This window comes from Hyphomonas sp. NPDC076881 (assembly GCF_050269995.1).
In the GTDB taxonomy this organism is placed as follows: domain Bacteria; phylum Pseudomonadota; class Alphaproteobacteria; order Caulobacterales; family Hyphomonadaceae; genus Hyphomonas.
In genome coordinates this window covers 36,910-63,003 of the sequence record NZ_JBNNJJ010000009.1, presented here as the reverse complement: position 1 = coordinate 63,003, position 26,094 = coordinate 36,910, and the positions used below count along the sequence as shown (strand labels likewise).

General features: G+C 63.1%; 31 protein-coding genes and 1 riboswitch. Of the genes, 14 read left to right on the top strand and 17 right to left on the bottom strand.

What is annotated here, in order from left to right; genetic code table 11:
* Positions 1-13: 13 nt before the first annotated feature.
* Genes ACQKI2_RS11340 through ACQKI2_RS11325 form a run of 4 tightly spaced genes read right to left on the bottom strand, consistent with a single transcriptional unit; the run spans position 14 to position 1,309 of the window.
* Complete coding sequence (locus ACQKI2_RS11340; RefSeq protein ID WP_035600397.1) at positions 14-469, bottom strand: YcgN family cysteine cluster protein; 456 nt, start codon at positions 467-469, stop codon at positions 14-16.
* Between the two features lie 4 nt (positions 470-473).
* On the bottom strand, positions 474-752 hold the full coding sequence (locus ACQKI2_RS11335) for a GNAT family N-acetyltransferase (RefSeq protein WP_427379781.1): 279 nt from the start codon (positions 750-752) through the stop codon (positions 474-476).
* Entirely contained in the window at positions 749-994 is a 246-nt protein-coding gene (locus ACQKI2_RS11330) for a hypothetical protein (protein WP_427379780.1), read from the bottom strand. The genes ACQKI2_RS11335 and ACQKI2_RS11330 overlap by 4 nt, the downstream gene beginning before the upstream one ends.
* Before the next feature lie 27 nt (positions 995-1,021).
* Entirely contained in the window at positions 1,022-1,309 is a 288-nt protein-coding gene (locus ACQKI2_RS11325) for a GNAT family N-acetyltransferase (RefSeq protein ID WP_035600404.1), read from the bottom strand.
* Between the two features lie 104 nt (positions 1,310-1,413).
* Here ACQKI2_RS11325 and mnmC point away from each other — a divergent pair, with 104 nt between their 5' ends.
* Positions 1,414-3,225, top strand: a complete 1,812-nt coding sequence (gene mnmC, locus ACQKI2_RS11320) for an FAD-dependent 5-carboxymethylaminomethyl-2-thiouridine(34) oxidoreductase MnmC (protein ID WP_427379779.1) — start codon at positions 1,414-1,416, stop codon at positions 3,223-3,225.
* Positions 3,226-3,228: 3 nt separating this feature from the next.
* Here the strand turns inward: mnmC and ACQKI2_RS11315 are convergent, their stop codons facing one another.
* The 5 genes from ACQKI2_RS11315 to ACQKI2_RS11295 all read right to left on the bottom strand — a co-directional run bounded on the left by ACQKI2_RS11315 (position 3,229) and on the right by ACQKI2_RS11295 (position 5,098).
* Positions 3,229-3,414 (bottom strand): hypothetical protein, encoded by a 186-nt coding sequence (locus tag ACQKI2_RS11315; protein WP_427379778.1) that lies wholly within the window; start codon positions 3,412-3,414, stop codon positions 3,229-3,231.
* 47 nt (positions 3,415-3,461) lie between these two features.
* Positions 3,462-3,878 (bottom strand): envelope stress response membrane protein PspC, encoded by a 417-nt coding sequence (gene pspC / locus ACQKI2_RS11310; RefSeq protein ID WP_427379777.1) that lies wholly within the window; start codon positions 3,876-3,878, stop codon positions 3,462-3,464.
* Positions 3,879-3,889: 11 nt separating this feature from the next.
* Positions 3,890-4,147 carry an envelope stress response membrane protein PspB gene (pspB, locus tag ACQKI2_RS11305; protein WP_427379776.1) on the bottom strand — a complete coding sequence of 86 codons (258 nt, stop codon included), beginning with the start codon at positions 4,145-4,147 and terminating at the stop codon, positions 3,890-3,892.
* Positions 4,148-4,260: 113 nt separating this feature from the next.
* Entirely contained in the window at positions 4,261-4,941 is a 681-nt protein-coding gene (gene pspA / locus ACQKI2_RS11300) for a phage shock protein PspA (RefSeq protein WP_427379775.1), read from the bottom strand.
* Between the two features lie 25 nt (positions 4,942-4,966).
* Positions 4,967-5,098 carry a hypothetical protein gene (locus ACQKI2_RS11295; protein ID WP_255417544.1) on the bottom strand — a complete coding sequence of 44 codons (132 nt, stop codon included), beginning with the start codon at positions 5,096-5,098 and terminating at the stop codon, positions 4,967-4,969.
* A gap of 211 nt (positions 5,099-5,309) precedes the next feature.
* On the opposite strand from ACQKI2_RS11295, the gene pspF reads away from it, so the two are divergent.
* From pspF to ACQKI2_RS11280, 3 genes are all read left to right on the top strand, one after another.
* Positions 5,310-6,404 (top strand): phage shock protein operon transcriptional activator, encoded by a 1,095-nt coding sequence (pspF, locus tag ACQKI2_RS11290; RefSeq protein WP_427379774.1) that lies wholly within the window; start codon positions 5,310-5,312, stop codon positions 6,402-6,404.
* 166 nt (positions 6,405-6,570) lie between these two features.
* Positions 6,571-7,167 carry a ribosome hibernation-promoting factor, HPF/YfiA family gene (gene hpf / locus ACQKI2_RS11285; RefSeq protein WP_427379773.1) on the top strand — a complete coding sequence of 199 codons (597 nt, stop codon included), beginning with the start codon at positions 6,571-6,573 and terminating at the stop codon, positions 7,165-7,167.
* A gap of 26 nt (positions 7,168-7,193) precedes the next feature.
* A complete protein-coding gene (locus ACQKI2_RS11280) occupies positions 7,194-7,661 on the top strand; it encodes a PTS sugar transporter subunit IIA (RefSeq protein WP_427379772.1) in 468 nt (155 codons plus the stop codon).
* An 80-nt stretch (positions 7,662-7,741) separates the two neighbouring features.
* Here ACQKI2_RS11280 and ACQKI2_RS11275 read toward each other — a convergent pair whose 3' ends face one another.
* From ACQKI2_RS11275 to ACQKI2_RS11255, 5 genes are all read right to left on the bottom strand, one after another.
* Complete coding sequence (locus ACQKI2_RS11275) at positions 7,742-9,919, bottom strand: M3 family metallopeptidase (RefSeq protein ID WP_427379771.1); 2,178 nt, start codon at positions 9,917-9,919, stop codon at positions 7,742-7,744.
* A gap of 128 nt (positions 9,920-10,047) precedes the next feature.
* Positions 10,048-10,986, bottom strand: coding sequence for an NAD(P)H-dependent flavin oxidoreductase (locus tag ACQKI2_RS11270; protein WP_427379770.1), 939 nt, complete (start codon positions 10,984-10,986; stop codon positions 10,048-10,050).
* Positions 10,987-11,068: 82 nt separating this feature from the next.
* The gene (locus tag ACQKI2_RS11265) at positions 11,069-11,416 is read right to left on the bottom strand and encodes a DUF3088 family protein (protein WP_427379769.1); all 348 of its coding nucleotides are present in this window, start codon (positions 11,414-11,416) and stop codon (positions 11,069-11,071) included.
* A 42-nt stretch (positions 11,417-11,458) separates the two neighbouring features.
* Positions 11,459-11,896, bottom strand: a complete 438-nt coding sequence (locus tag ACQKI2_RS11260; RefSeq protein ID WP_427379768.1) for a CBS domain-containing protein — start codon at positions 11,894-11,896, stop codon at positions 11,459-11,461.
* Positions 11,897-12,172: 276 nt separating this feature from the next.
* Positions 12,173-12,823, bottom strand: coding sequence for an exopolysaccharide biosynthesis protein (locus ACQKI2_RS11255; RefSeq protein ID WP_427379767.1), 651 nt, complete (start codon positions 12,821-12,823; stop codon positions 12,173-12,175).
* 141 nt (positions 12,824-12,964) lie between these two features.
* On the opposite strand from ACQKI2_RS11255, the gene ACQKI2_RS11250 reads away from it, so the two are divergent.
* Positions 12,965-13,777 carry an enoyl-CoA hydratase/isomerase family protein gene (locus ACQKI2_RS11250; protein WP_427379766.1) on the top strand — a complete coding sequence of 271 codons (813 nt, stop codon included), beginning with the start codon at positions 12,965-12,967 and terminating at the stop codon, positions 13,775-13,777.
* A gap of 9 nt (positions 13,778-13,786) precedes the next feature.
* Here the strand turns inward: ACQKI2_RS11250 and ACQKI2_RS11245 are convergent, their stop codons facing one another.
* Complete coding sequence (locus ACQKI2_RS11245) at positions 13,787-15,751, bottom strand: alpha/beta hydrolase family protein (RefSeq protein WP_427379765.1); 1,965 nt, start codon at positions 15,749-15,751, stop codon at positions 13,787-13,789.
* 151 nt (positions 15,752-15,902) lie between these two features.
* Positions 15,903-15,980, top strand: a riboswitch (SAM riboswitch).
* A gap of 81 nt (positions 15,981-16,061) precedes the next feature.
* Here ACQKI2_RS11245 and metA point away from each other — a divergent pair.
* The 8 genes from metA to ACQKI2_RS11205 all read left to right on the top strand — a co-directional run bounded on the left by metA (position 16,062) and on the right by ACQKI2_RS11205 (position 24,172).
* Complete coding sequence (gene metA / locus ACQKI2_RS11240; protein ID WP_427379764.1) at positions 16,062-16,979, top strand: homoserine O-acetyltransferase MetA; 918 nt, start codon at positions 16,062-16,064, stop codon at positions 16,977-16,979.
* A 14-nt stretch (positions 16,980-16,993) separates the two neighbouring features.
* On the top strand, positions 16,994-18,154 hold the full coding sequence (locus ACQKI2_RS11235; RefSeq protein WP_427379763.1) for an acyl-CoA dehydrogenase family protein: 1,161 nt from the start codon (positions 16,994-16,996) through the stop codon (positions 18,152-18,154).
* Positions 18,154-19,041: a lysophospholipid acyltransferase family protein gene (locus ACQKI2_RS11230; protein ID WP_427379762.1), complete on the top strand. Its 888-nt coding sequence runs from the start codon at positions 18,154-18,156 to the stop codon at positions 19,039-19,041. The genes ACQKI2_RS11235 and ACQKI2_RS11230 overlap by 1 nt, the downstream gene beginning before the upstream one ends.
* Before the next feature lie 14 nt (positions 19,042-19,055).
* Positions 19,056-20,165, top strand: a complete 1,110-nt coding sequence (locus tag ACQKI2_RS11225; protein ID WP_427379761.1) for a DUF3667 domain-containing protein — start codon at positions 19,056-19,058, stop codon at positions 20,163-20,165.
* The gene (locus ACQKI2_RS11220; protein WP_427379760.1) at positions 20,162-20,512 is read left to right on the top strand and encodes an MmcQ/YjbR family DNA-binding protein; all 351 of its coding nucleotides are present in this window, start codon (positions 20,162-20,164) and stop codon (positions 20,510-20,512) included. The genes ACQKI2_RS11225 and ACQKI2_RS11220 overlap by 4 nt, the downstream gene beginning before the upstream one ends.
* A 177-nt stretch (positions 20,513-20,689) precedes the next feature.
* Positions 20,690-21,841, top strand: coding sequence for an acyl-CoA dehydrogenase family protein (locus tag ACQKI2_RS11215; protein ID WP_427379759.1), 1,152 nt, complete (start codon positions 20,690-20,692; stop codon positions 21,839-21,841).
* A 54-nt stretch (positions 21,842-21,895) separates the two neighbouring features.
* The gene (locus ACQKI2_RS11210; protein ID WP_427379758.1) at positions 21,896-22,888 is read left to right on the top strand and encodes an aspartyl protease family protein; all 993 of its coding nucleotides are present in this window, start codon (positions 21,896-21,898) and stop codon (positions 22,886-22,888) included.
* Positions 22,889-22,966: 78 nt separating this feature from the next.
* Entirely contained in the window at positions 22,967-24,172 is a 1,206-nt protein-coding gene (locus ACQKI2_RS11205; protein WP_427379757.1) for an FAD-dependent oxidoreductase, read from the top strand.
* Here ACQKI2_RS11205 and mutM read toward each other — a convergent pair.
* Positions 24,163-25,008, bottom strand: coding sequence for a bifunctional DNA-formamidopyrimidine glycosylase/DNA-(apurinic or apyrimidinic site) lyase (mutM, locus tag ACQKI2_RS11200; protein WP_427379756.1), 846 nt, complete (start codon positions 25,006-25,008; stop codon positions 24,163-24,165). The two genes, ACQKI2_RS11205 and mutM, sit on opposite strands and share 10 nt — an antisense overlap.
* A gap of 46 nt (positions 25,009-25,054) precedes the next feature.
* Between mutM and ACQKI2_RS11195 the strand changes: the two genes are divergently transcribed.
* Positions 25,055-25,843: a class I SAM-dependent methyltransferase gene (locus ACQKI2_RS11195; protein WP_427379755.1), complete on the top strand. Its 789-nt coding sequence runs from the start codon at positions 25,055-25,057 to the stop codon at positions 25,841-25,843.
* 26 nt (positions 25,844-25,869) lie between these two features.
* On the opposite strand, the gene ACQKI2_RS11190 is transcribed toward ACQKI2_RS11195, so the two are convergent.
* Complete coding sequence (locus ACQKI2_RS11190; protein ID WP_427379754.1) at positions 25,870-26,034, bottom strand: hypothetical protein; 165 nt, start codon at positions 26,032-26,034, stop codon at positions 25,870-25,872.
* Positions 26,035-26,094: the final 60 nt, after the last annotated feature.

Below are 26,094 nucleotides of genomic sequence, written 5' to 3'. Positions count from 1 at the left end.
CATAGCCAATCAGTTATGGCTCGGTGCCTTCCCAGTCGATCACCCAGTCGATCTCGTCTTCCTCGAAGACGGTATCCTCCGAGACGGTCTGACCACGGACGGAATGGCCGAGTTCGTGGATACGCTCCCGGTCACCGCAGACCAGGTGGTGCCAGGCGGGCAGGGGCTTGCCCTCCTGAATCAGCCGGTAGGCACAGGTGCGCGGCAGCCAGTCCACCTGCTCGACAACCACGGGCGTGAGCTGCACACAGTCGGGAACATGCTGCCTGCGATTGGCGTAATCCGAACACTGGCAGGTGCTGCCGTCGAGCAGCTTGCAGTGCAGGCGCGTATAGGCGAGCGCGCCCGTATCTTCATCCTCCAGCTTGACGACACAGCATTTGCCGCAGCCATCGCACAGGCTTTCCCATTCCTCCGGGGTCATTTCCTCCAGGGTCTTGGTTTTCCAGAAGGGTTTGGGTCTTGGCATCCCGTCAGGCTTTCAGGGCGGCCCATTCGGGCGTCTTGTCGATCACGCCGCTGGCATACCAGCAGGTGGAGGTGACACGTTCGCCGCCCGCCTTGATGTCGTTCATGATGGCGGTGACGAGCTTCTTGCCCAGGCCGCGTCCGCCGATGGCATCCGGGACGATGGTGTGGGTGATGTGGCGCACGCCCGGCTGACGGCGCTCATAGGTGAGGTAGGCTTCCACACCGTCAACCATCAGGCTGTAGCGCTGGCGCGCCGCGTCATGGGTGATGTCCTGGCTCATGCGAAAATATCCGTCTGTTTGCTGGCTAGCTGTTTACGGATCCAGCCGGGCAGGAGGAAGAAGGCAATGCCAGTCAGCCAGACGGGCGTTATCACCAGCCCCGCCCCAATGAAGGCGCCCACAATATAGGCGCCACCCGCCTCGGAGCCTGCCTCCGCCGTGACCCCGATGACCGCGGCCACCGTAAAGATCAGGCCGGCGAGAATCCAGATCACGCCCAGTATCCTCAACAGAACACCCATCGCTTCACCTCCCTCAGCCCGGCGTGCCTAGGCCAGCACATCCTGCCATTCGGGGTGTTTCCCGATCTGCGCCTTGGCGAAGGGGCAGAGGGGAATGATCTTGATGCCGGCCGCGCGGGCGTCTTCCACTGCGCGCTGCACCATTGCCTGGCCAGCGCCCTTGCCCCGCAGAGCGTCGGGAACGCCGGTATGGTCAATGATCAGGCGCGTGGCGCCAGCCTTGGAATAGGTCATCTCGGCGGTATGGCCATCGATGGTGACGAGATAACGCCCGCCGGTTGGGCCGTCCTCGCGTTTGACATCCAGGTCGCTCATGCCGGGGCTCCTTTTCTGGCTTTGGCCGAAGGTGGGGCAGGCGTGGCAAAAGCGCAATGCCTGGCCCCGTTTCCATTTCCGGCCCGGCGGGCTAGGGCAGGGGCATGACGCGGCTGCTGACCCATCCGGATATCGAGTGGCGGGAGGATGGAACTCCCGTCGCCACGGCGTTCGGAGATGTCTATTTCTCGGTGGAGGACGGCCTTTCCGAGACGCGGGCGGTATTTCTGAAAGGCTGCGGCCTGCCCGGTGCCTGGGCGGGGCGGCGCCAGTTCACGGTGGCCGAAACCGGCTTTGGCACCGGCCTCAATTTCCTCGCCCTCTGGCAGCTCTGGCGGCAGCATCGCCCGCACCCGCAGGCGCGGCTCAGCTTTGTCAGCTTTGAAGCCTTCCCCCTGAAAGCCGAAGACGTAGCGCGCGCGTTTGAAACCTGGCCGGAACTTCGCCCGCTGGCAGATCAGTTGCTGGCGCGCTGGCCGGGGCCGGTGCGGGGCGTGCGCCATCTCCTCTTTGAGGAAGACGGCATCGACCTCATCCTGCATCTGAGCGAAATTTCTCAGATGCTGCCTTTCAGCCATTTTCAGGCAGATGCCTGGTTCCTCGATGGGTTCAGCCCGGCAAAGAATTCCGGCATGTGGGCCGAGGAGATTTTTCCGCTGATTGCGGCGCGCTCGGCGCCCGGCGCGCGGGCAGCGACGTTTACCGTGGCGGGCGATGTGCGGCGCGGGCTCTCGGCAGCCGGGTTTGAGGTGCGCAAAGCCGAAGGCCATGGCCGCAAGCGCCAGCGGCTGGAAGCCTTCTTTCCGGGTGAGCCGGCCGCGCCGGCCCCGCCGCGAAGGGTGGCGGTGCTGGGCGCGGGGATTGCGGGGGCCTGCGTCGCTCACCGGCTGGCGCGGGCGGGTGTTGAGGCTGTCGTATTTGATCCGTCTCCGGAGGCAGCGTCAGGGGCAAGCGGCAATCCGCTGGGCCTGATGATGCCGCGCCTGGATGCGGGCGAGACGGCCGAAGCGCGCCTGTTGATCGATGCCTATCTGGCCGCGCGGGATTTCTATTCCGGCCGTCCCGGCGCCGCGCTGACCGATGTGCGCCAGCCGCCGCGAAACGAGACCGAGGTGAAGCGGTTTGAGAAGCTGCTGGCCGATCCGCCTTTTCCTCTGGAAGACCTGGAGGCGATAGCCGGCGGCGGTCTGCTGCACAAGCGCGCGATGATCCTCCGTCCAAAGCAGATCGTCTCATCGCTGCTGGAGGGAATCGAATTGCGCCTGGGCGCCTCGCCCGAGGTGGACCTTGCCGCGCGGCGCGTGAATGGTGAGGCGTTTGATGCCGTCGTTATCGCCAGCGGTATGGCGCTGCGCACGCTGCTGCCTGGCATCGACCTCACCGGGCGGCAGGGCCAGGTGGAGCATCTGACAGGCGCCGTTGAGGCTCCGCCCTCGGCAATTGCTTCGGGCACCTACTGTATCGCGCTTGGGCAGGAGCGCCTCTGGGGCGCAACGTTCGAGCCGGCCGGAGAAGACGGCAGCGCTGCCGTCAGCGAGGCAGCTCGGGCGGAAAACCTGGAAGGGATCAAGGCGCTTTCCCCCTGGTGGGTGCATGAAGCGCAGAGGGGCGGGGCCGTGTCGCGCGCTTCTGTGCGGGCGACCACGCCAGACCGGCTGCCACTGATTGGCCCGGCGCCGGATGCCGAAGCGATGTCAGCGCTCTGGGATGGCGGGAGGGGGCCGGAAGCCTGGCCGGTTTTGCCGGGTGTCCATGTGGTGGGGGGATTTGGCAGCCGGGGCTTTACCTGGGCGCCCTGGGCCGCGGGAATTGTGGTTTCGGCGCTCTGCGGAGGCCCGGCGCCGGCGGATATGCCTTCTCTCAGCGCGGTCAACCCATCGCGGCAGATCCTCCGGCGTCTGAAGAAGGCGCGCTGAGCCTCAGGGCGCCTGGACGAAGAAGACCCGGACGCCGCCATTCTCGTGGCGTTCGAGGTTCACCGAGAGGCCCGCCACTTCCAGTGACATGTTGCCCGCGAGGGAGCTGAGGATGACGGTGGCCGCCAGGATTGCGACGGCCAGTCCGCCGAGTAGCCAGTTGTTATGCACGAGATGCCCCTGTTTCATTGATCCGGTCCTTAGACGGAGTAGGTGTGGGTGGGCGATAAGCCCGGTCAGTTGCCTTTTTCGAGGTCGCGGAATTCCTGGCGCAGGCGCCATTCATCCGAGGTAACGGCGCGCTCGAGATTCTTGAGGCGCTCGTCGAGGTCCATGAAAGTATACTTGATGGTGCCGAAGGTTGCGCGCGGGCGGTCCTGCACGCCGCGCCAGAAGGCGTCTTCATCCGGGCTCATCGAGCCATACCCGATGGGCATGCGTGGCGTGATCATCCAGACGACAACATAGGTCACGATGGCGATCGGGCCGAGGCCGAATAGGGTCAGCAGGACAAACAGTACACGGACGAGGATGGGTTCCCAGCCGAAGCGCTCGGCGATGCCGCCGCAGACGCCGGCAATAACCTTATCCTGGCGGGAACGGTAGAAGCGTTTCGGGTTCGGGGAGTGGTAGGGGTCGTAAGGGCGGGACATTTCCTGTCTCCTTATTCGTCAAAGGTGGTGCGGCGGGGGCGAGGAGGTGGGCGAGGGCCTTCTGCGTTGCGGGCTTCGAGCAGGGATTCCAGGGTCTCGATGCGGCGCTCCATTGCCTTGGCTGAGCGCCAGAGATCCTCGAGCATCCGCTCATCGTCCGGCTGCAGGGTCTTCTGGCGCCGCCAGAGCGTGATGTAGTGAAACACCATGCCCGGCAGCACCACAAAGATGGCGATGATGGCAAACAGAGGGATGAGGTTCTCGTCCATGTTTACTCATCGCCCCCGGCAGCGGCGCGTTCCTCACGCGCCTGGGCGATCAGGCCCGGCGTGCAGATGACGGCCAGGAAGCCAAAGAGGCAGACCAGTGAAAAGACCATTGATCAGCCCTCCGACTTCTTCGCCGGTGCTTTACCTTTGCGGGCTTTCAGCGCGGCGAGTTCTTTCTCGATGGACTCGTTCTGCTCAAGCTCGGCAAATTCCTGCTCCAGGCTCGGCTCGCGGCCGCGGATGGTGTCGGCATAGGCTTCCATCTCATCGACCTTGCGCTCCAGCTGGTTGTAGCGGAGGATCGCCTCGTCGGCGCGGCCATCATACATCTGGCTGCGCATGCGGATCCGCTGTTCGGCGGCTTCGCGGCGCATCACCAGGGCGCGATGCTTGGCTTTGGCTTCGTCGAGTTTGGCCTGCAGCTTCGTCAGGTCTTCCTGGCGGCGGTCGAAGGCTTCCTCGGCGACTTTCATCGCATGATGACGGCGCTCGATTTCGGTGTCGCATTTCTGCTTGGCGATCAGCGCGCCGCGGGCAAGGTCTTCACGGCCCTTGTCGATGGCAAGCTCTGCCTTGGCGGCCCAGTCGTCGCGGGTGGCGGTGAAGTGGGCGATTTCGCGCTCCATTTCTTTCTTGTCGGCCATCGCGCGGGCAGCGGCGGTGCGCACTTCCACCAGCGTGTCTTCCATTTCCTGGATGATCAGGCGGGCAATTTTTTCGGGGTTTTCGGCGCTGTCCAGCATCGCATTGAGGTTGGAGTTGATGATGTCGCCGAGACGGGAGAAGAGACCCATTGGAATTTCCTTTCGTGACTGGAGATCAGAAGAAGAGGCCGCCGAGCAGCACGCCTGCGGCAAAGAACATCCACGTCTCCGCCCGGCGCGAGGCGAGCCAGCGGCCAAAGCGGCCAGCATCGGTGCGCGGTGTGTAGGGATCGTCCTGGTAGCTCATTTCTGGTTCGTCCTTGGTTTTCAGTGGTTGGCAACGCCCGTCGCCCTGATGCCAATACCATTTCAAGAGCCGTGCCAGTTTGGGATTAATTTCATAGTGCCTTGATATTTATATTAAAAAATCTTTTTGCCGCTACTGTCTTAAGAGTTTCCAGATCTATTTTGCCAAAAAGGTGGTGGAAACAGCCAATTATATTGGCTATTTTGACCAAATGGAGCAGCGCACAACGCATCTGATTGGCGAATCTGCCGCCTGGCTCAGCGCGCTTGAGCAGGCGAGCCGGCTCGCTCCGCTGGACCGGCCGGTGCTGGTGATCGGGGAGCGCGGCACCGGCAAGGAACTGGTGGGCGAGCGATTGCACTTCCTGTCCAAGCGCTGGGAAGGCCCGTTTGTGAAGGTCAATTGCGCGGCGCTATCGGAAACCCTTCTGGATTCAGAGCTTTTTGGCCATGAGCGCGGCGCTTTTACCGGCGCGACCGAGATGCGGCGCGGCCGGTTCGAGATGGCGGACGGGGGCACGATCTTCCTCGACGAGATCGCCACAGCCTCGCAGCAGGTGCAGGAAAAGCTGCTGCGGATCGTGGAATATGGGGAATTTCAAAGGGTTGGCGGCTCCAAGGTGCTCACCACCAATGTCCGGATCGTGGCGGCGACGAATGCCGATCTGCCGGCGCTGGCGGAGGCGGGGACGTTCCGCTGGGACTTGCTGGACCGTCTCTCGTTTGACGTGGTGACGCTGCCGCCGCTGCGGGCGCGGCATGGCGACAAGACCCTGCTGGCGCAATTCTTCGCCCGGCGCATGGCGGTTGAAATGGCTCAGGATTTTCCCGGCTTTGCCCCCTCTGCGCTTGAGGCGATCGAGGCCTGGCACTGGCCGGGAAACATACGCGAGCTGCGTAATTTCGCCGAGCGGCTGACCCATCGCGCGCTGCTTTCGGCCCCGCAGGAACAGGTGCGGTTTGAGCCTTCGGCGCTCGACCCGTTTGCCTCTCCCTGGCGGCCGAAGGAGGCGCCGAAAAACTCCAACCATTCCTCCAATGAGGGGGCAAAAAACTCCAACGGTGTTGGCGTTTTCATCGGTACCTCCACCCCTGCGGGCCCCGGCGAATTTCAGCCTGCCGAGCGGCCGGCAACACCTGCGCGCGGGTTTGAGGATGCCGTCCGCCTTTTCGAGATGCAGCTGATCGACGGCGCGCTGGCAGACGCCGGCGGGCATCAGGGCCGGGCGGCAGACGCGCTCGGCCTCACCTATCACCAGCTGCGCGGTCTGCTCAAAAAACATGGCTATGCCCGCCGCGCCGAATGAGCCGGCATCGCCCGCTCAGGACAATTGCGTAGAGCCGCGCGACGCTAACACATTAGATTTCAGACAGATGTGGCGGCGCATTACGGAAGTGAGTCGCCACTGGCAGCTTCCTGAGGCATACTTATCTTCAGGATAGCTCTTATGGTCACAAGCAAAGGAGACGCCCATGCAAATTCAGATCACCGGTCGGCATATGGAACTGGGTGAGGCGTTGCGAGGGCGGATCGAAGAAGGGCTTGAAGCGGCCGTCTCCAAATATTTCAGCCGCACCGGCGATGCCAATGTCTTCGTGTCCCAGCAGGGCCCGTTTGTGGAAGTGGACTGCAATGTCCACCTGCCATCGGGCATCATCCTGCAGTCGACCGGCAAGGCCAACGACCCCTATGCGGCGCTGGAAGTCAGTCTCGACAAGATGGAAAAGCGGGTGCGCCGCTACAAGCGCCGCCTAAAGGATCACCACACCAATGGCCAGCCCGCCCTGCCGGCGGAAATGGCGCCTGAAATCCTGTTCCAAGCCGCTGACGACGACGCCGAAGATTCGGTGGATACGGGAGTCGAGATCGGCGAGGCACCCCTTACGGTTGCAGAAACCAAGGTTCAGATCCGCACGATGACCGTTTCCGAGGCAGTGATGCAGTTGGAATTGCAGGACGTTCCGGCGCTGATGTTCAGAAATGCTAGCCATGACGGCCTTAATATGGTCTACCGCCGCCCCGATGGGCACATTGGTTGGGTTGACCCTGCCAACACGCCCCGGAATTAACGCGACGCGCCACGGAAAGTTGTTTGATGGCCACCGATCTGAGTGCTCTGCTGCAAGGTGGGGTGATCATCCCCTTTCATGAGGCGACCAGCCGGAAACAGGCCATCCACGTCCTGTGCGAGGCGCTGAGCGAGGCGACCGGCATCGGTGCGCGGGCCATTGAAGACGCCGTGATGGAACGCGAACGGCTCGGCTCTACGGGGGTGGGGGAAGGCGTTGCCATCCCGCATGCCCGCTTGGCCGGGCTTGCCGCGCCTGTCGGCGGCTTCCTGCGGCTCGCTCATGGGGTCGATTTCGAAGCGATCGATGACCGCCCCTGCGATCTCATCTTCATGCTGCTGGCGCCTGATGGAGCGGGGGCAGATCATCTGCGTGCCCTGGCCCAGGTCAGCCGGTTCTTCCGCCAGAGCGCGGTGCGCGACGGCCTGCGCAAGGCGCGTAATGAAAACGAGATCAAGGCGCTGATCTGCAAGGATCCTGTCACAGGCAGTTGACCTGTCTTTCCCATGTTCCGGATACAGAAAACCCCGCCTCGAAGAGGCGGGGTTCTTTGTTTGCGGGCTGAGCGCCGGGATCAGCCTTCGGCAGGGGAGGGCTCACCGAAGCCGCGATTGCGCAGCAGCGGCTCAATGCCCGGATCAGAGCCGCGGAAGTTGCGGTAAAGCTCGTCCGTCTCGCGCAGGCCGCCGGATTCGAACACCCATTGTTTCAGCTTCGCGGCGATCTCCGGATTGAAGATGTCGCCGGACTGTTTGAAGGCGTCAAAGCCGTCCGCATCCAGAATTTCTGCCCACAGGTAGGAGTAGTATCCGGCCGAATAGCCGCCGGCGAAGATGTGGGAGAAATAGGTCGAGCGGTAACGCGGCTCGATGATTTCGGGAATGTTGTACTTGCGGAGAACTTCCAGTTCAAAGTCGCGCGCGCTGGTGATCTTCGCGGCTTCTTCCGAAGACAGCATGTGCCAGTGAAGGTCGATCAGCGAAGCGGCGATGAACTCGGTGGTCTTGAAGCCCTGATTGAAGGTCGAGGCATTGTTCATCTTGTCGACGAGTTCCATCGGGATCACTTGGCCAGTCTGGTGATGGCGCGCATACATCGCCAGCACCTGCGGCTCGCTCCACCAGTGTTCCATCACCTGGGAGGGGAACTCCACATAGTCAGGCCCGCCATAGACGCCCGAGAAGCTCGGATAGCGGATCTGCGTCAGCAGGCCGTGCAGGCCATGGCCGAATTCGTGGAAGAGGGTTTCCACCTCGGTCGGCGAGAGCAGGGTGGGCTGGCCGGCGGCCGGGGTCACCAGGTTCATGTTGTTGGTGATGATCGGGCGGATGCGCTCGCCGTCCATGTCCGAGGAAGACCGGTAGGAGCTCATCCAGGCGCCGCCGCGCTTGGAAGACCGGGCATACATGTCCACCATGAAGAGGCCAAGATGCTCGCCGGTGGCAGCATCCTTGACTTCATAGGACTTCACGGCCGGATTCCAGCCCGGCACGCTGACTTCTTCGATGGAAATATTGAAGAGGCGCGAGGCAACTTCAAATGCGCCATCAAAGGTGGCGTCGAGCTGGAAGTAGGGGCGCAGCTGGTTTTCGTCGAAGGCGTATTTGTCCTGACGGACTTTCTCCGAATAGAACCACCAGTCATGGCCGAGGATTTCATGGCCGGCGATCTGCTCCATGTCCGCCTGTTCTTCGGCGGCGCGTTTGAGGCCGGGTTCCAGAACCTTCTGCAGGAATTCCAGCGCCGCTTCCGGCGTGTGCGCCATCCGCTGTTCCAGAACATAATGGGCGTGGCTCTTATAGCCCATCAGCTCGGCGCGCTTGGCGCGAAGCTGGGCGAGTTTGATGGCCAGCGGGCCGTTATCATAGTCGCCGGAGGAGGCCACGTTGCGATAGCCGTCAAACAGCTGGCTGCGCAGCTCGCGGTCTTCGGCGCTCGACATGAAGCCTTCGAAGAAGGAGCGGCTGAGGCCGACGGCCCATTTGTCTTCGCCTTCCACCTTCACGGCGTTCTTGAAGTCATTCGTCAGGCCGCCGAGGCGGGCCGGGTCGGTGATTTCCAGCTTGAAGGCGTTGGTGGCGTTCAGCAGGTTCTGGCCATAGGTGGTCGTCAGGCCGGATATTTCGGCGTTGAGCTTGGCGATTTCGGCCTGGGTGGCCGGGGGAAGGTCCGCGCCAGCACGCACGAAATTGCGATGGGTCAGCTCAAGCAGGCGGGCTTCCTGCTCGTCGAGGCCGAGGCGGTCGCGCTGGTCATAGACGGCTTTGACGCGCGCGAAGAGTTTCGGGTTGAAGGTGACCGCATCCTGCTCGCGGGTGAGCATCGGATAGATTTCACCTTCGAGGGCGTTGAGGGTGTCGTTGGTGTCGGTGTTGGTGACATTGCCGAAGACGCGGACCACCTTGTCGAGCGACTGGCCGGACTTTTCCAGCGCCAGAATCGTGTTCTCGAAGGTCGGTTCGTCGGGATTGTTGACGATGGCGTCGATCTCGGCGCGCATCTCGACGATGCCCTTCTTGACCGCCGGCATGTAATGCTCGTCCTTGATCTCGGCGAAGGGCGGCACGCCAAACGGGCCGGTCCACTCGGCGCGGAAGGGGTTTCCTTCCAGCTCGGCATCGCTGATCTCGATTTCGGGCAGCTCGATCTGGCTGGTGATCTCGGCTTCGGGTTTGGCCGCGTCAGGCGCGCCGCAGGCGGCGGTGGCAGCAAGAACAAGAGCAGCGGCGCCGCCCTTCAGCATTTCGGACATTTTCATCATGCTTCCTCTGGCAATGAAGATTGCACGGGGTTTAGCCGCCGGAGGCGCAGATTTCCAGTCAAACGGTCAGAAAGGGACGAATTACCCCCGAGATTGACCCGAATGGCGTAAGTTTCGGCTCAGCGGGGCAGCGCAGAGACAATGCGGTGGTATTCTTCCAGGGTTTCCTCGAAGATCTGGGCCACGGGCTTAACCTCCCTGATACGCCCTGCCACCTGGCCGGTGAGCGCAATGCCCGCTTCCAGATCGCCGCCGAAATAGACGTCCTGGGTCTTTGCGAACTCGCCGAAGATGTTGGGGCTGCCTTCCTTTTCGATCCGGCTGGTGCGCTGCGTGCGCAGGGCGCGCAGGGCGGGGCCGGGGCCCTGGCGGTTGAGGAAGACCGTGTCGGTGGCGTCGGCGCCCACGATGGCATCCTTCCAGTTGGGGTGGACCGGGCTTTCGGCGCTGGAGAGGATGCGCGTGCCCATCAGCACACCTTCGGCCCCGAGGGCAAAGGCGGCTGCCATGCTGCGCCCGTCCGTGATGCCGCCGGCGGCGACAACCGGCACGTCCACCGCCTCGCAGACCTGCGGGATCAGCACCATCGAGGCGACCTCCTTCGCGTTCTTGAAGCCGCCCCCTTCGCCGCCTTCCACGATCAGCCCATCGACCCCCGCCTCGATGGCGCGCATCGCCCCGGCGAGGGAAGGGACGACATGGAAGACCGTGAGCCCGGCTTCCTTCAGCGTGGCGGTGTATTTCATCGGATCGCCGGCCGAGGTGGTGACGAATTTGATGCCCTGATCGATGATGAAGGGGATGATATCCGGATCCCGGACGAAGGCCTGGGCGACGTTCACGCCGAAGGGCTTGTCCGTCAGGGTTTTCATCTTCCGGATCTCCTCGCGGATGGCGTCGAGTTCGCCGGAAGAGGTTTCGATGATGCCCATACCGCCGGCATTGGACACCGCCGAGGAAAGCTGCGAACGGGCGATCCAGCCCATCGCGGCCTGGATGATCGGTTTCTCGATACCGAGCATTTCGGTGATGCGGGTCTTGACGGGTTTGGCGGCCATGGGCGGGGTTCCTCCAGATTAGTTCTTTGTATGTGTTGGATGAGTGAGGCCGCTGACGCGGCGGGAGGCAAGGGGGCAGTGATCAGCCACCGCGCGGCATGGCCGTTCCGTAAAGCCCGGCGAAATGCCGCGCGATCAGGCGGGCGGAGGGGAGGAAGTCGTGGCCGCCGGCTTGATTGTAGGTGACATCCGGCGTGCGGGGGGAGCCTTCGGCGAGCACGAGGGTCGGCGCGTTGTGTTTGCCCGGACCTAGCAGATCGGCAATCGGCCCGCGCGGATGCTCAATGCCGACATAGACGACATCCAGTGTTTCTCTCAGCGCCGGATACCAGGCGAGCAGGCCCCAGATTTCTGCGCATTCCGGGCAAAACTCGCGCCGCCCATTGGCCTCGAAGCCTGGCGGGAGGAGGAATAGCGTATCTCTGGGCATGGGCGGAAACTCCTTTGTTTCCGCCCGCTCCTAGCGTTTTTCCTAGCGTCTGGCGACGGCCATGTCGCGCAGGACATGGATCTCCATTTCACGGATTTCCTGCAGCTTGGCGAGGATGGCGCGCACGCCCGCAATCGCCAGCGGTTTGCCGTTCTCGTCGGTGACGATGACATGGCGGATATGATGGTGGGCCATCATGTTGAGCGCCGTCGACAGGCTGGTGTCGGGGGTGACGGTGACCACAGGCCGCGTCATCCAGTCTTCCACCCGCGCCTTGCCGAGGCTGCCCTGACCCGCATTGATCGCCCGCACGATGTCGTGGTCCGTCAGGATACCGACGAGTTGGCCAACAGGGCCTGTGACGGCAATCGCGTTGGAAGCTTCGCCGACAAGGCGGCTGACGGCGGTGGTCAGCAAGTCTCCGGGAAGACAGGAGAGCAGAGGGCGGGGGGCGGCGCCGATAAGGGATTGGATGGACATAGCGTAAGTCTCCTTCAGGGACAGGTTTGCTGCGCGCCGCAGGGGAACGCAGACGGGGTTGGAGAAGGAGGTGTGAGGAAAGCCCTTTTCCGGCTTGGCCGCTTGAAAGCCCCGCGCCGACCTGTCCTGTGCTTTCCTGCGTCCTTGGGAACGCTCGCCATTTCCGGCGCTCATCTCCGCAGTCCTGACGCCGCCCGGCCGATCATGCGGGCCGGGTCTGCACGTTCATTTCCGCTGGGGAAAGGTGCCACCGGAGCGGCGGGTTGGCAAGCCTGCTCAGCTGCTGAAGAAGCCGAAAAGGCCTTGTCCCGCTTGCAGGGTGAGCCAGAGCAGCACGCCGAAATAGATCAGCGTGGCGAGGATAAACAGATAGCCGCCGATGACTACCAGCCCGTCCCGCTGTGACATGCCGATGGACAGCAGCAGGATCGCGAAGGCAGGCAGAGTGTTGGTAAAGGGGATGAGGCCGAAAGGCGCCATCATCAGCACCGCAGCAAAGATGATCGCGGTGCCATTGAGGCGCGCGGGCAGGCCGGCGGCGGTGATGCCGCGCAGGCGCGGGCGCACCACGCGCTCAATCCGCGCAACGATATGTATCCCACGCTCCAGCGTGCCTTTGAGCTTTTCGGAATTGAATTCCTTGCGGGCGAGCCGCCGGGGGATCCAGGGCATCCGGTTGGCTGTGATCCCGGCGGCGATCAGAATGATCGCGGGCCCGAACACCCCGCTGACCCCCGGAATGGAGACCGGCAGCAGGAAGGGAATGGCCAGCAGCGCACACAGGAAAAGCAACCCCTGTTCGCCGATCAGCTCTAGCAGATGGCGCAGGGTGATGGTGGGCGTGTCGATAGCCGCCAGCGTACGTTCCAGGGTTACATGGAGCGGGTCATTTGTGTCCTGAAAGTCCTGTATTGCCGGCGTGCTCACATGCGCTCCTATCGTCTCGCTCCGGGAGATAAGGCCGCAATTGGGGGAAATAAGGGCGGCCGGAACGGAAAGGCGAGGTTTTATGGCTTGCCGGGCGGCCGGTGGAAATTAGGGTGGCGGCAAAACTGGCCGGAGGAAGCGATGAGCGCAGCATACGATATCACGCAGGACAAATGGCAGCGTTTCACCTTCGAGCGGAAGGGGCGTGTGCTGACGGCCTATATCACCTCCGATCATCCGGTGAACGGGGTGGACGAGCAGATGCACACTGAACTCGCCCTCGTCTTCAACTGCCTGCAGCGGGACAGCGAAAGCGATCTCATCATTCTTACCTCCAAGGGCCGCGCCTTCTGCGCCGGCGGAGACTTTGACTGGTTCGAGGAACAGATCGCCCATCCCGAACGCTTCCGCGCCATTGGCTGGGACGCCAAGCAGATTGTGGTGACCCTGCTGCAGATGGAAAAGCCGGTCCTCTGCCGGATGAATGGCGCCGCCGCTGGCCTTGGCGCCACGATTGCGCTGCTGTGTGATGTGATCATTGCTGACGAAACGGCCAAGATTGGTGACCCGCATGTGAAGGTCGGCCTCGTCGCCGGAGATGGCGGCGCGCTGATCTGGCCGCAGCTGATCGGCTTCGCCAAGGCCAAGGAATTGCTGATGACCGGCGACCTGCTGGACGCCAGGGAGGCCCAGCGCCTCGGCCTCATCAACTATGCCGTGCCCGCAGCAGAGCTCGACGCCAAGGTGGACGAGATTGCGGGCAAGATCATGGCCAATCCGAAATGGGCCGTGCGCTGGACCAAGACCACTGCCAACATTCCCCTGCGGGCGCTGGCTGCGCAGCTGATGGATGCCTCCATTGGCTGGGAAAGCGTGTCCAATTATCTGGGCGACCGGCGCGAGGCGGTGGCGGCGTTCAAGGAGCGCCGCGCGCCGAAGCTGACCGGGGAGTAGGCCGCCCTCTCAGCGGCGTCCGGGGTGGTTTGCCTCCAGGAAGTTCAGGGATTCGGAGAGGATGTCTTTCCGGGCCTGGGTGCTGCGCAGGTAGTGATCCTCGCCGTTCATCTCAATGAAAGTCAGGCCGGCGCGCGTTCCCCACGCTCTGACAAAATTCCTGGACTGCGAGACCTGGACAACCGAATCGCTTTTCCCGTGAAAGATCATAACGGGGACGGAGTATTCGCTCGTCCGTGCGGCGGGGGTAACGCTCCTGCGCATGTTGGGAGCGGAAAATTTGTCGCCGCCCACATAGCGGGCCCAGTATTGGTAACTTGACGAGCCCGTTTCGTAACTTGCCATATGTTCAAATATGTCGGTCACCGGCGAAACCGCAATGACGCAAGATACCTCTCCGGATGAATTGAGGCCGCTCATGAGGGCGGCGTAGCCACCATAGCTGGCGCCGACAACACACGCGCCGCCTTCTTTGGAGAGCCCTTCAGACTTAGCCCAGCTGGCGGCGTCGATGATATCATCAATCATCTTGCCGCCGAACTCTCCGAATCCAGCATCCCGGAAATTTGGTCCGTATCCTGAGGAGCCGCGGAAGTTTGGCTGGATAACCGCATATCCGGCCTTGGCGTATGCCTGTGGCCACCAGTCAAAAGCCGCATTGTCGCGTGACTCAGGGCCCCCATGTGGCATCACGATCACCGGGAATGGGCCGTCCGATTTGGTTTTTCCTGGGGGCAGGGTGAGATATGCTGGTATTTCAAGCCCATCACGCGCCTTGTAGACAAAGGGTGAGACGCTGCTGGTCGCGTCCTCGGGGAGGTGAGGCGCGATGCTTCCCAGCGGCGAAATCTCGGAACTGGCGGCGTCAAAAAGAAAATACTCGATCGGCTTGCCCGGGCTCTCTGCAGAGATCGTCATCATCGAGCGGTCTCTCGACATCGAACGGATACGGACCTCTTTCTGGAAAATCTCCTCCAACTCCCTCTGAAGGGAAACCAGGGCCGGGTCGGTGTACATATGGCCCACCAGATCGTCTTCATAGGCAAAGCCGTAAATGGTGCCACGATCCTCGTCTCTCATGATGCCGAGATTGCCGATCTCCTCCCCCTCGATCACGATGGGGGCGATTTCGCCATCGCTTATGCGAATGGTGTGAAGGCCATAAAGATCGCCATAGTCTGCCCGCACGATGACGCTCTTGCTGTCATCGGACATGCCGATCACATCCATGGGCCAAACCGGCGCATTCTTGAGTTCAAAGAAACGGCGGTTATCCTTTGCCGTTTCCAGCGCAAATTCCCCCCGTTGATCATTGTAGATGATGTTCACGAGGGGATCGCAATTCTTGTCGACGAGAGTACCTGCAATCGAGGCATTTCGAAATTTCAGCGCCTTGCCGCGCCCTGAGGCCAGGTCAACCTCGTATTGCTGGCTGCGGATTCCGGATTTGACCGCGCGGATCTTGCTGCCGGTAGGCGCGTCCTCCTCAGCCCGGACGGACAATTGCATCATGATTTTGTCCGGTTTGGCAGAGCAGGTGGACACAACATTTGTGGTGTCGAGATAAAGCCCGACATTTGTCAGCAACATCGCAAGTTCGCCCGTCGTCACGTCGAAGGAGAGGGCCCGGCGGAATTCGTATTCCACTGGTCTTTCCAGGGCTTTCAGGGACGTAAAGGTCGCGGAATTGCTGATGATGTGTTTGTCACTGGCCCAGTAGAAATTCAGGAGGCGTGTTTCCTCCGATCCCTGCAGCAGGCGTGGCTCTCCTGGCGATTGCATGTCGTACACACAGATGGACGGCCAGCCTGTGGGGCTGCACCCCAATGCCACATAGCGGCCGGTGGGAGATATCCGCGCGTCCCAGACATTGTCGGCTTGGCCGTAGAGGCTGGGGATATCAGCAGACGCCGTACCGGCAGCCAGCCAGCAGGCAAGTCCGGTCAGCATCATCGAGAGAAAGTTCTGGCGCACGGATCGGTCTCCTCTCGGGGGCAGAAAGTTTTGCTTCTTGAGAATCAATGGCAATCTTGCGGCGAAAAGACAACCCGTGCATGGCGGCGGGCGCAGCCAGGGCGCCTTGCGGGGGGCGGCGGGATTTGACGCGGCGTCTTGCCCGTACTAAATCCCCTTCTGTGGTGATTTGGCCGGCCGGCTTGCAGCCACGTTAAACAAGTCGCTAAAGGGCCGAGATGCAGACCACTCCGGCGTTCCGGACTGCCTTTCCCCCCTGATTGCGGCTATGTTTATTGGACCTGAAGCGGGCCGAAAAGGACGTTGAGCCATGCCGATCCGCATTCCTGATACACTGCCCGCGCGTGAAACCCTTCTGAAAGAAGGCGTGGCGGTGATGCGCGAGACCGATGCCATCCGGCAGGACATCCGCCCGCTGCAGATCGGCCTTCTGAACCTGATGCCCAACAAGATCCGCACCGAGACGCAGATCGCGCGCCTGATCGGCGCCTCGCCGCTGCAGGTGGAGCTGACGCTGGTGCGCGTGGGCGGGCATACGCCGAAGAATACCTCGCAGGAACACCTGATCAGCTTCTACCAGACCTGGGAAGAAATCCGGGAGCGGAAGTTTGACGGCTTCATCGTGACTGGCGCGCCGGTGGAAACGCTGCCGTTTGAAGAGGTCAACTATTGGGATGAGTTGACCCAGATCTTCGACTGGACCGGGCGCCATGTGCATTCCCCGCTCTATATCTGCTGGGGCGCGATGGCGGCGGCCTATCATTTTCACGGCTTGCCGAAACATCTGTTGGAGGCGAAGGCCTTCGGCGTGTTCCGCCACCGCAATCTTGATCCGGCCTCACCCTATCTTTCCGGCTTTTCGGATGATTTCTCCATTCCAGTTTCGCGCTGGACGGAGGTGCGCCGCAACGAGGTTCTGGAGCGGCCTGCACTCCGCCTGCTGATCGACAGTGATGATACCGGGCCTTGCCTTCTGGAAGACCGCGCGCGGCGCAGCCTCTATATGTTTAATCACGTGGAATATGATTCCTTCTCCCTGAAGGAAGAGTTCGAGCGGGACCGGGAAGCGGGCAAGCAGATCCAGGTGCCGTATGGCTACTTCCCCGGCGACGACCCCACCCGCCAGCCGCTCAACCGCTGGCGCAGCCATGCCCATCTGCTGTTCGGTAACTGGATCAACCAGACCTACCAGTCCACGCCGTTCAGCCTTGACGAAATCGGCGGTTAGCGGAGAAGTGCGGCATGACCTATTTTGCCGCAGAACCTGACCATGTGACCGAAATCCGCCGCCAGCTTTCCCGCTGGGTGGCCGAAAAAATGCCGCGCGAGAAGCGCCGGCAGTGGGACCGGGAAGCGACCTGGGACCGGGCCCTCTTCCGTGAAATCGCGGAGATGGGCCTGATCGGCCTCACCATTCCGGAAGAATATGGCGGGCAGGGGGAGGACATCTACGCCGCCGCCGCCGTGATCGAGGAACTCTGCCAGGGCGGGCCCAGCATGGCCGGGCCCTATATCCATGCGGCCTTCTATGGCGGGCTCAATATTTCCGAGAACGGATCGAAGGCTCAGAAGGAAGAGTTGCTGCCAAAACTGGCGCGCGGGGAGATATTCCTCGCCTATGGCCTGTCGGAGCCGAATGTCGGCGGCGACTTGCCCAGCGTCGAGACGCGGGTGGAGCGCCAGGGGGGTGAGATCGTCATCAAGGGCGCCAAGCGCTGGTGCACCGGGGCGGATTGGGCGGATTATATCTACTGCCTCTGCCGCTCGGGTGAGCCGGGCGCGCGGCATGGCAATCTCACTTTCGTCCTTGTCCCAACAAAATCAAAGGGCGTCACCATGGCGCCGCTCGAACATACAAATTTGCGCTACACCCATTCGATGGATGTGTTCCTGGATGATGTGCGCCTGCCGGAAAGCGCCATTGTTGGCGGCCCTGAAAAATGGAACCGGGGCTGGGAGGCCCTCGCCGGCCGGGCGCTGGACGTGGAGAAGATCGAGATCACGGCGGTGGCCTTCGGGCTCGCTCGCGCGGCGCTGGAGGAGGCCTGGCGCTATGCCGGGGAGCGCGAACAATTCGGCAAGCGCATCGGCCAGCATCAGGCGATTGCGCACAAGCTGGTGGCGGCGCGCACCAAGCTCGCTGCCTGCCGCCACATGCTTTATCACGCCGCCTGGCTGGCGGGCACCGGCCAGCCCTGCTCGGCAGAGACAGCCATGGCAAAGCTCTATGTGGCTGATACCGGCGTCGAGATTGGCCTCGCCTGCCAGCAGGTGATCGGGGCCTATGGCCTGTCGGACGCCTATGACATCGAGCGCAACCTGCGCGACCTTCTGGGCATGCCGATCGTGGGCGGATCATCCGATATGCAGAAAAACAACCTTGCGCGTATGTGGCGGCTTTGATGGACACTGCCGCCGCGCCGGAACTTTCCTATGCGGCGTATTTCCACGACCCGCTGAAGCGGGCGCTGGTGCGCGCCGTGGAGCGGGCGACGGGGCAGCCAAAGCTGGCGCGCCTCTATGAGCGCTACCGCGCCGGTGAACTGGGCGAGACCGGATTTTTCGAAGCGGCCATCCGCCTTCTGGATCTGACGATACGGTTCGATGAGGCCCGCCTTGCTGCCCTGCCGGCCGAGGGGCCGCTGGTGATCGTGGCCAACCATCCCTTCGGCGTGCTGGATGGGCTGGTGATCAGCTGGCTGGTAGGCCGGCGGCGGCAGGATTTCCGGGTGCTGACCAATTCAGTGCTTGATGCCGTGCCAGAGGCCAAGCCGTATCTGCTGCCGGTGGACTTTGCCGGAACGCGCGAGGCGGTGGCCGCCAACATCGCCATGCGGCGCGCGGCGCTGGCCCATGTGAAGGCCGGGGGCTGCGTGATTGTGTTCCCGGCGGGCGGGGTCTCCACCACGCCAGGCCCGTTCGATCCGCTCGCGGTGGATGATGACTGGAAGCCGTTTACCGCCAAGCTGATCACCCATGGCCGCGCCGCCGTGACGCCGGTTTTCTTCGAGGGGCAGAATTCGCGCCTCTTCCAGATCGCCTCGCATCTGTCGCTGGAATTGCGCCTGGCACTCGTTTTCCGGGAGGTCCGGCGGCGGATGGGCAGGACGCTGACGGTCGGGATTGGTGAAACATTGAGCCCCGCGATGCTGGAGGCGGCCGGGAAAAGGCGCGATTTGATGGAGTTCCTGCGCGAGCGAACCTATGGGCTTGCGCCGGAGGGGCGCGCTTTGCGATACCATGCGGCAACGGCCCGCTTCATGGCGAAGAAGCCGCGCGTGTTCCGCTGACCGGAGGGGTAGAGATGAGCGATAGCTTTGGCGAAGCCGCCGACACAGCCATGGAACATGCGGGCGCGGATGCCGCCGCCGGCCTCGGCGCGGCCAAGGGGAAGCCCGCCGGAACCCATTGCCTGAACTGCGGCGCGCCGCTGGCCGGAGATTTCTGCCATCAGTGCGGCCAGAGCGCGCAGAGCCTGCGCCAGCCCTTCTGGGCGCTGCTGGCGGAGAGCGTCGAGACGTTGTTCTCGCTCGATAGCCGCGCGGCGCGCACGCTGCCGGGATTGCTGTTGCAGCCTGGCAAGGTCACCCGCGCCTATCTGGATGGCCAGCGCGCCCGCTTCATTCCGCCTTTCCGGCTTTATGTGCTCGCTTCGCTGGTTTTCTTCGTCGTCCTGCCGCTGGTGACGGGGCAGGGCCTGTCGCTGGTGCCGGGCGGCAACCAGAATTTCGACGAAGCCCGCACCCAGATCGAAAGCGCCTATGCCGCCGGGGAGATGACCGAAGAGGAATATCAGGCCGCGCTGCAGGGCATATCCCAAGCCGAGAACATCTGGAGCAGCGGACCGGGCATTTTTGTCCCGGAGGCTCCAGCGGCCTCGGGCGCGGAAGATGCTGCGCCCGCCGAGCCCCCGGAAGATACTGAATGGGCCGGTTTCATGCCGAAGGAGGCGCTGGACGCTGTCCGGGAAGCTGGGGCCAGCGGGGACGCGGAAGCTGCCCGCTTTGCCGAAGTGATGGATAATCCCGGCCGGCTTGAGGAGCAGACGCGGGAATGGATTCCGCGCCTGATGTTCGTGATGCTGCCAGTCTATGCGCTGCTTCTGGCGCTGGTTTATTTCTGGCGCCGGCAGTTCCTGTTCTTCGATCACCTTATCGTGTCGCTGCATTTCCATTCGGCGCTTTTCCTCGCCATGGCGCTCGGCATGCTGGCCTCCTATCTGGCCGGCCCGGGCTGGGTTACGCTCGCTCTCCTCGTCTATTCCAATTGGTATCTCTACCGGTTGAACCGGGTGGTCTATGGGCGCGGGCGCTTTACCTCAATGCTCCGTGTGCTGACGCTGGACAGTATCTATTTCTTCATTCTGATGTCGACGCTGCTGGTCGCGCTAGTCTTGGGCGCGCTGTCCATATGATCAAGCCGGAGAAGCTCCGGGCGGAGGCGCTGAGGCTTCCCCATGCCATCGAGCGCCCGCATTTTGACTGGGCGAGTTTCCGGGTGGATGCCCCCAAGGGCAAGATCTTCGCGACCCTGCCGCCCCATCATGAATTCTCGAATGTATTTCTCACGCCGGACGAGCAGCGGATGCTCTGCGCAGCAGAGCCGGACATCTTTTTCCCGGTGCCCAACAAATGGGGGGAGAAGGGGGCGACGTCCATCCGCCTGGCCGCCTGCGATCTCGCCACCCTGCGCTCAGCCCTCGTCATGTCCTGGTGCCATGCTGCGCCGGTAAAGCTGCACGCGCTGCTCCCCGGAAAATAGGCGCGCCCAGAGAGGCAGGCTTGCCAACCCTGGCCGGATTGGCTGATGCTTCGGGAAAAGAAGATGTAATCCGGGGGAGACCGCCATGCCATCCAGCGCTGGCTTCAGGGTTTTGGGCCGCGCGGCTGCGGGCATACTGCCTTTCCTCCTACCGCTGCCCGCCAGGAGAACTGATCCATGCCGACGCCGCTTGACCAGCTAACGCCGCTGCTGCCCGAACTGGCCTCCCGCGCCGCCGAAATGGAGGAGGCCCGCCGCTTGCCGGCCGACCTTGCTGCAAAGCTTGCCGCCACCGGGGCCTTCCGGATGGTGACCCCGAAAGCCTTTGGCGGGCTGGAGCTCAGCCCGCGCGAGATTGTCGAGGTGACAGAGGCGGCCGCCCGCGCCAATGCCAGCGCCGGCTGGTGCGTTATGATCGCGGCCACCACGGCGCTTAACGCCGCCTATATGGCGCCCGAGCATGCGCGCGAGGTCTATGCCGATCCGCTGACGATTACTGGCGGCGTGTTCGCGCCGATGGGCCGGGCGATGGTGGAAGGGGAGAATTACCGCGTCAGCGGCCGCTGGCAGTGGGGCTCTGGCTCGGCCAACTGCACGTGGCTGTGCGGGGGCTGCACGGTCTGGGAAAATGGCGAGATGAAACGCCTGCCGTCTGGCGCGCCCGATACGCGGATGATGGTGTTTCCTGCCGCGGAGGCCATCCTGCACGATACCTGGCATGTCATGGGCCTGAAAGGCACAGGCTCGGGCGATATTGAGGTGAGGGACATCCTCGTGCCGCGCGGCCGGTCGGTGTCCCTGGTGGCGGACAGGCCGCGCGAAGCGGGCGCATTGTTCAAGTTTCCAGCCTTCGGTCTGCTGGCGCTGGGCGTTTCTGCCGTCGCGCTCGGCAATGCGCGCGGCGCGCTGGACGCCTTCCATGCCCTTGCCACCGTCAAGAAAAGCCAGGGCTCGTCCAAGACGCTCAGCGAGCGCCAGACCATGCAGGCCGGTTTTGCGCGCTGCGAGGCTGAATGGCGCGCGGCGCGGGCCTATCTCTTTGCCGAGATTGACCGTGTCTGGTCCATCGCGCAGGGGGAGGGGGATATTCCCATGGAAGCGCGCGCTGACCTGCGCCTGGCCTGTACCCACATGACCCGCACCGGGGCGGATATCTGCCGCACACTGTATGATCTGGGCGGGGGCGCGGCCCTCTTCGAGACAAGCGACCTGCAGCGCCGTTTCCGGGACGCCCACGCCATCACCCAGCATATCGTCACTGCGCCTTCCACGCTGGAGCTGACCGGGCGCATCCTCTTCGGCCTGCCAACCGATGCCGGGATGGTCTGAAGTCTTCTGGCCGCCGCCCGGCTTCTGTGGCATTCTGGGTCAAAGCGCCAGGAAATGGCCGGAACATGGGAGGATCTGCCGATGCGCAGCTTGGTGTCAGGAGCCGCGCGGAAATGGATGGGCGCCGCAATGACGCTGGCGCTTCTGTCAGCCGTGTCGGCATTCGCCGCGGTGGAGCGGGTGAGCTTCCCCCTCCTGTTCAACACTCAAGGCTATTTTGTTGTCCAGGCCAGCATAAATTCCAGCCCGCTCGTGCCGGTGGTCATAGACACGGCCGCGACCATGGCGATGATCGATAGCCGGGCCGCGGCGGCTGCGGGCATTTTGGGGCCATCTGACGATGCGGATCGCGTCTCGGTGTTCGGGCTTCTGGGCGCGCGGGAGTATGGTCAGGTCAAGATCCCGCAGGTGCGTGCCGGTTCTGTCAGCCTGCAACAGGTAACCGCCGCCTATAATGACCGGGAGGCGATGCCCGGCGGGCCGCTTGTCATACCTGCGACTGCCTTTGGCGGGGATGTGATTGAGTTCGATTTTCCGGCAGGCCGGTTCTCGGCCTATAACGGAAGGCCAAAGCGTGTCGGCACGGTGGCTCCGGCGCGCAGTGCGCTGACGGAAGTTGATGGTCTCTATTTCGCCGAGATCAGGATCAACGGCGTCAAGGGCAAGGCACTGGTCGATACCGGATCCCCCGTCAGCCTCATGAATTCGGCCTTTGCGCGCGCTGCTGGCGTTCCGCGCAATGAAGAGAAGACCCAGCTTCTGCAAGGCGCCACTGGCGGAAAACTCCTGGCGCATGTGGCCACCGCACGCCAGATTTCGGTGGGGTATTATACCTTCCGCAAGATGGACGTGATCGTTGCAGATCCCGCGCTTTTCGAGGATCTGGGGTTGCAGCAGGAACCCTTGATGCTGCTTGGCATAGACTATCTCTCCCAATTCCGTATGCAGATTGACCGCAAGCGCAATGTGCTGCTGCTGACGGGGGCAAATGAAGGCCAGCCGATACTCATGGAATTCTATGCCAGGGATACGCGCTTGCCCCGTTAGGGCCTTGCCGCCTCTTGCCAATGCGCCGTGCGCGGCGTCAACAGAAGCTCAAGTCTGGCAGAGGGGGCGTCTGGCCTGATGATGGCGCAGCAGTTCAGCATAGGTATTGCGGGCGCCGGGATTGGCGGTTTGGCGGCGGCGGCCTTACTGGCGCGGGAAGGGCACAGGGTTACCCTGTTTGATCAGTTCGAGGCGGCCGGGCCGGTCGGCTCGGGCCTGATGCTGCAGGAGACCGGGCTTGCCGTGCTGGGCGCCCTGGGCCTTCGGGAGAGGGCTGAGGCTCTGGGCAGCCCGATTGCGCGCCTGCATGGCATTTCGGTGGATACAGGCCGGGCCGTGCTGGATGTGCGCTACCCCGCTCTGCGCGTGGGGCTTTGCGGCCTTGGCATCCAGCGCGCTGTGCTGTTCAGCCTCCTGCAGGAAGCGGCCCATGCTGCGGGCGCGCGTCTTGTGCCGGGAACGCGCATCCTGTCTGCCGGCCGGGCGGAGGGGACGCTCACGGACGCGGCCGGAGGCCGGCACGGGCCATATGATCTGGTGATTGACGCGCTGGGGGTGCGTTCCCCGCTTTCTGCTGCGCCCCGGAAGGAACTCGCCTATGGCGCCCTCTGGGCAACCCTGCCCTGGCCAGAGGGCGGCCCTTTTGACCGGGCCGCGCTGGAGCAGCGTTATGAAGCCGCCCGCAAGATGGCCGGCGTGATGCCCTCTGGCCGGGGCTCCCCCGATGCCCCTGAGAGCCTAACCTATTTCTGGTCGATCCGCGCCGATCAATATGACGCTTTCCGCGCCGCCCCGCTCAGCCATTGGAAAGACGCCGCCTGCCATTTATGGCCGGAAACCGAGGCGCTGCTCCATCAGATTACGGATCATGAGCAGCTCACCTTCGCCCGCTATCGCCACCGCACCCACCGCGCGCCGGTGGAAGGCCGGCTCGTACATATCGGCGACGCCTGGCACGCCGCCAGCCCGCAGCTGGGGCAGGGGGCCAACATGGCGCTGCTGGACGCTTATGGTCTCGCTCATGCGCTGCACGGAGAGGCGCGTATCGCCGCCGCTCTGCGCCGGTTCCTGAAAATCCGCGCTGGCCATGTCCGGCTCTACCAACTGATGACCTGGGCGTTCACCCCGGTCTATCAGTCAGATGGCATGGTGACGCCCTGGCTGCGCGACCGCCTGGCCGCGCCGCTGCTGCGTCTTTGGCCTGCGCCCTCTGTGCTGGCCGGGCTGGTTGCAGGCGGCTTTGGCGCGCCGCTGAAGAAGATGGGGCTGGCGCCCTACCGCTGACAGCTCGGGCAATAGAAGGTGGACCGCCCCGACTGAACGATCCGTTTGATCTCGCTGCCGCAGGTTTTGCACGGCTGGCCCTCGCGGTCATAGACATCAAACCGGTGCTGGAAATAGCCGAGCGCGCCATCGGTGGCGGCAAAGTCGGAAATCGACGATCCCCCCGCCTCGATCGCCTCGGCAATCACCGCATTGATCGCCGGGGCCAGCCGCGCGGCCCGCTGGCCGGGAATGGTCTTCGACAGGCGCTTGGGTGAGATGCCCGCCCGGAACAGGGCCTCGCAGACATAGATATTGCCCAGGCCCGCAATCACCTTCTGGTCCAGCAGCGCGGCCTTGATCGGCGCGGCCTTGCCGCGCAGCGCCTCGTCCAGATAGGCGGGGGAAAAGCGGTTGGAGAGCGGCTCGGGGCCCATCGCCATTAACCGTGGGTATGCCGGGAAAGTTGCGGCTGGCCAGAGTTCCATGAAGCCAAACCGGCGCGGGTCGTTATAGGTAACCGTCTCGCCCCCCTCCATATGGAAGACAACATGGTCATGCGCGCTGATCCCGCCGGCGGCGTGGTGGAACTCGCCCGGCATCTGGCCGCCAATGGTAAACCGCCCCGTCATGCCCAGATGCATCACCAGCACCTCGCCATTGGAGAGGTGCGCCGCCAGAAACTTCGCCTGCCGGGCGAGCCGGTCGATCCGCGCCCCGGCCACCCTTTCGACGAAGCGTTCGGGCAGGGGAAAACGCAGGTCTGCCCGCCTCTGCTCCAGCTTCAGGATACGCCGGCCCTCCATGACGGGGGCCAATCCGCGGCGAACTGTCTCGACTTCAGGTAATTCAGGCATCTTTATCGCATATACGCTAAGGCATTCGCAGGTAAGATAGGTTCCCATGACCGGCCAGGACAGCAAAGAACGCATCGTCTCCTTCGGCTTCGAAGATGTGACGGAAACCGAGAAGGTCGCCCGCGTGAAGGGGGTCTTCCGCTCGGTCGCGTCCCGCTATGACCTGATGAACGATCTGATGAGCGCCGGGGTCCACCGCCTCTGGAAGCATGACGCGATGAACCGCCTCAACCCGCAGCCCGGCGAGCGTCATCTGGATGTTGCCGGCGGCACCGGCGAGCTTGCCCGCGCCTTCCTCGCCCTGGCCGACAAGGCCGGCAAGCGGCGCGGCGATACAAGGCCGGCTACCGCCATCGTTTCCGATATCAATGATGCGATGCTCGAAGCGGGCAAGGCGCGCGCTGACAATGCCCATTGGGGCGATCGGCTAAGCTGGGTCTGCGCGGATGGCCAGAACCTGCCTTATCCGGACAAGACCTTCGATGCCGTCACTGTCTCTTTCGGCATCCGCAATTTTGCAGACAGGGTGGCAGGATTGCGGGAATTCCGCCGTGTACTGAAAACGGGCGGGCGCCTCGCGGTTCTGGAATTCAGCCACATGACCGCGCCGATCCTTCAGGAAGCGTATGATCGTTACAGTTTTGCCGTCATCCCGCGCCTGGGCGAACTCGTGGCGGGAGACCGCGACAGCTATCAGTATCTGATCGAATCTATCCGCAAATTCCCAGATCAGCAGACATTCAGGTCAGAGATCGAAGGCGCAGGGTTTGGCCAGGTGTCCGTCACGAATTATTCCGGCGGCATCGCCGCCCTGCATTTTGGCTGGGCGGTCTGATGCGGCCGGCGTCTGGTCAGGCAGTATCAGTTGCCGTCAATATCGATCCCATCCTCTCCGATGGAGATTTCCAGCTTGTCTTCGCCGCCGGGGCCTTCGGTGAAATAGTAGATGCCGAAGCCAATGGCGCCGGCCACCAGAAGGCCGACAATAAAATACAGAAACTTGTTGGATGAGGGGGATGCAGACATGCTTTTTCTCCGTCTCCTGAAGATGCAGGCAAGCCAACAACGCACACGCCGCGCGATTGG

Coding starts and splice junctions, on each gene's coding strand:
- ACQKI2_RS11235 (WP_427379763.1), top strand. CDS start 16,994: ATGACCTATTTTGCCGCAGAACCTGACCATGTGACCGAAATCCGCCGC.
- ACQKI2_RS11270 (WP_427379770.1), bottom strand. CDS start 10,986: ATGGCCGCCAAACCCGTCAAGACCCGCATCACCGAAATGCTCGGTATC.
- ACQKI2_RS11260 (WP_427379768.1), bottom strand. CDS start 11,896: ATGTCCATCCAATCCCTTATCGGCGCCGCCCCCCGCCCTCTGCTCTCC.
- ACQKI2_RS11195 (WP_427379755.1), top strand. CDS start 25,055: ATGACCGGCCAGGACAGCAAAGAACGCATCGTCTCCTTCGGCTTCGAA.
- ACQKI2_RS11230 (WP_427379762.1), top strand. CDS start 18,154: ATGGACACTGCCGCCGCGCCGGAACTTTCCTATGCGGCGTATTTCCAC.
- ACQKI2_RS11335 (WP_427379781.1), bottom strand. CDS start 752: ATGAGCCAGGACATCACCCATGACGCGGCGCGCCAGCGCTACAGCCTG.
- ACQKI2_RS11280 (WP_427379772.1), top strand. CDS start 7,194: ATGGCCACCGATCTGAGTGCTCTGCTGCAAGGTGGGGTGATCATCCCC.
- pspC (WP_427379777.1), bottom strand. CDS start 3,878: ATGTCCCGCCCTTACGACCCCTACCACTCCCCGAACCCGAAACGCTTC.
- ACQKI2_RS11215 (WP_427379759.1), top strand. CDS start 20,690: ATGCCGACGCCGCTTGACCAGCTAACGCCGCTGCTGCCCGAACTGGCC.
- pspF (WP_427379774.1), top strand. CDS start 5,310: ATGGAGCAGCGCACAACGCATCTGATTGGCGAATCTGCCGCCTGGCTC.
- hpf (WP_427379773.1), top strand. CDS start 6,571: ATGCAAATTCAGATCACCGGTCGGCATATGGAACTGGGTGAGGCGTTG.
- ACQKI2_RS11315 (WP_427379778.1), bottom strand. CDS start 3,414: ATGAAACAGGGGCATCTCGTGCATAACAACTGGCTACTCGGCGGACTG.
- ACQKI2_RS11340 (WP_035600397.1), bottom strand. CDS start 469: ATGCCAAGACCCAAACCCTTCTGGAAAACCAAGACCCTGGAGGAAATG.
- pspA (WP_427379775.1), bottom strand. CDS start 4,941: ATGGGTCTCTTCTCCCGTCTCGGCGACATCATCAACTCCAACCTCAAT.
- ACQKI2_RS11250 (WP_427379766.1), top strand. CDS start 12,965: ATGAGCGCAGCATACGATATCACGCAGGACAAATGGCAGCGTTTCACC.
- ACQKI2_RS11220 (WP_427379760.1), top strand. CDS start 20,162: ATGATCAAGCCGGAGAAGCTCCGGGCGGAGGCGCTGAGGCTTCCCCAT.
- ACQKI2_RS11330 (WP_427379780.1), bottom strand. CDS start 994: ATGGGTGTTCTGTTGAGGATACTGGGCGTGATCTGGATTCTCGCCGGC.
- ACQKI2_RS11190 (WP_427379754.1), bottom strand. CDS start 26,034: ATGTCTGCATCCCCCTCATCCAACAAGTTTCTGTATTTTATTGTCGGC.
- ACQKI2_RS11325 (WP_035600404.1), bottom strand. CDS start 1,309: ATGAGCGACCTGGATGTCAAACGCGAGGACGGCCCAACCGGCGGGCGT.
- mutM (WP_427379756.1), bottom strand. CDS start 25,008: ATGCCTGAATTACCTGAAGTCGAGACAGTTCGCCGCGGATTGGCCCCC.
- ACQKI2_RS11205 (WP_427379757.1), top strand. CDS start 22,967: ATGATGGCGCAGCAGTTCAGCATAGGTATTGCGGGCGCCGGGATTGGC.
- pspB (WP_427379776.1), bottom strand. CDS start 4,147: ATGGACGAGAACCTCATCCCTCTGTTTGCCATCATCGCCATCTTTGTG.
- ACQKI2_RS11225 (WP_427379761.1), top strand. CDS start 19,056: ATGAGCGATAGCTTTGGCGAAGCCGCCGACACAGCCATGGAACATGCG.
- ACQKI2_RS11210 (WP_427379758.1), top strand. CDS start 21,896: ATGGCCGGAACATGGGAGGATCTGCCGATGCGCAGCTTGGTGTCAGGA.
- ACQKI2_RS11275 (WP_427379771.1), bottom strand. CDS start 9,919: ATGTCCGAAATGCTGAAGGGCGGCGCCGCTGCTCTTGTTCTTGCTGCC.
- ACQKI2_RS11265 (WP_427379769.1), bottom strand. CDS start 11,416: ATGCCCAGAGATACGCTATTCCTCCTCCCGCCAGGCTTCGAGGCCAAT.
- mnmC (WP_427379779.1), top strand. CDS start 1,414: ATGACGCGGCTGCTGACCCATCCGGATATCGAGTGGCGGGAGGATGGA.
- ACQKI2_RS11295 (WP_255417544.1), bottom strand. CDS start 5,098: ATGAGCTACCAGGACGATCCCTACACACCGCGCACCGATGCTGGCCGC.
- metA (WP_427379764.1), top strand. CDS start 16,062: ATGCCGATCCGCATTCCTGATACACTGCCCGCGCGTGAAACCCTTCTG.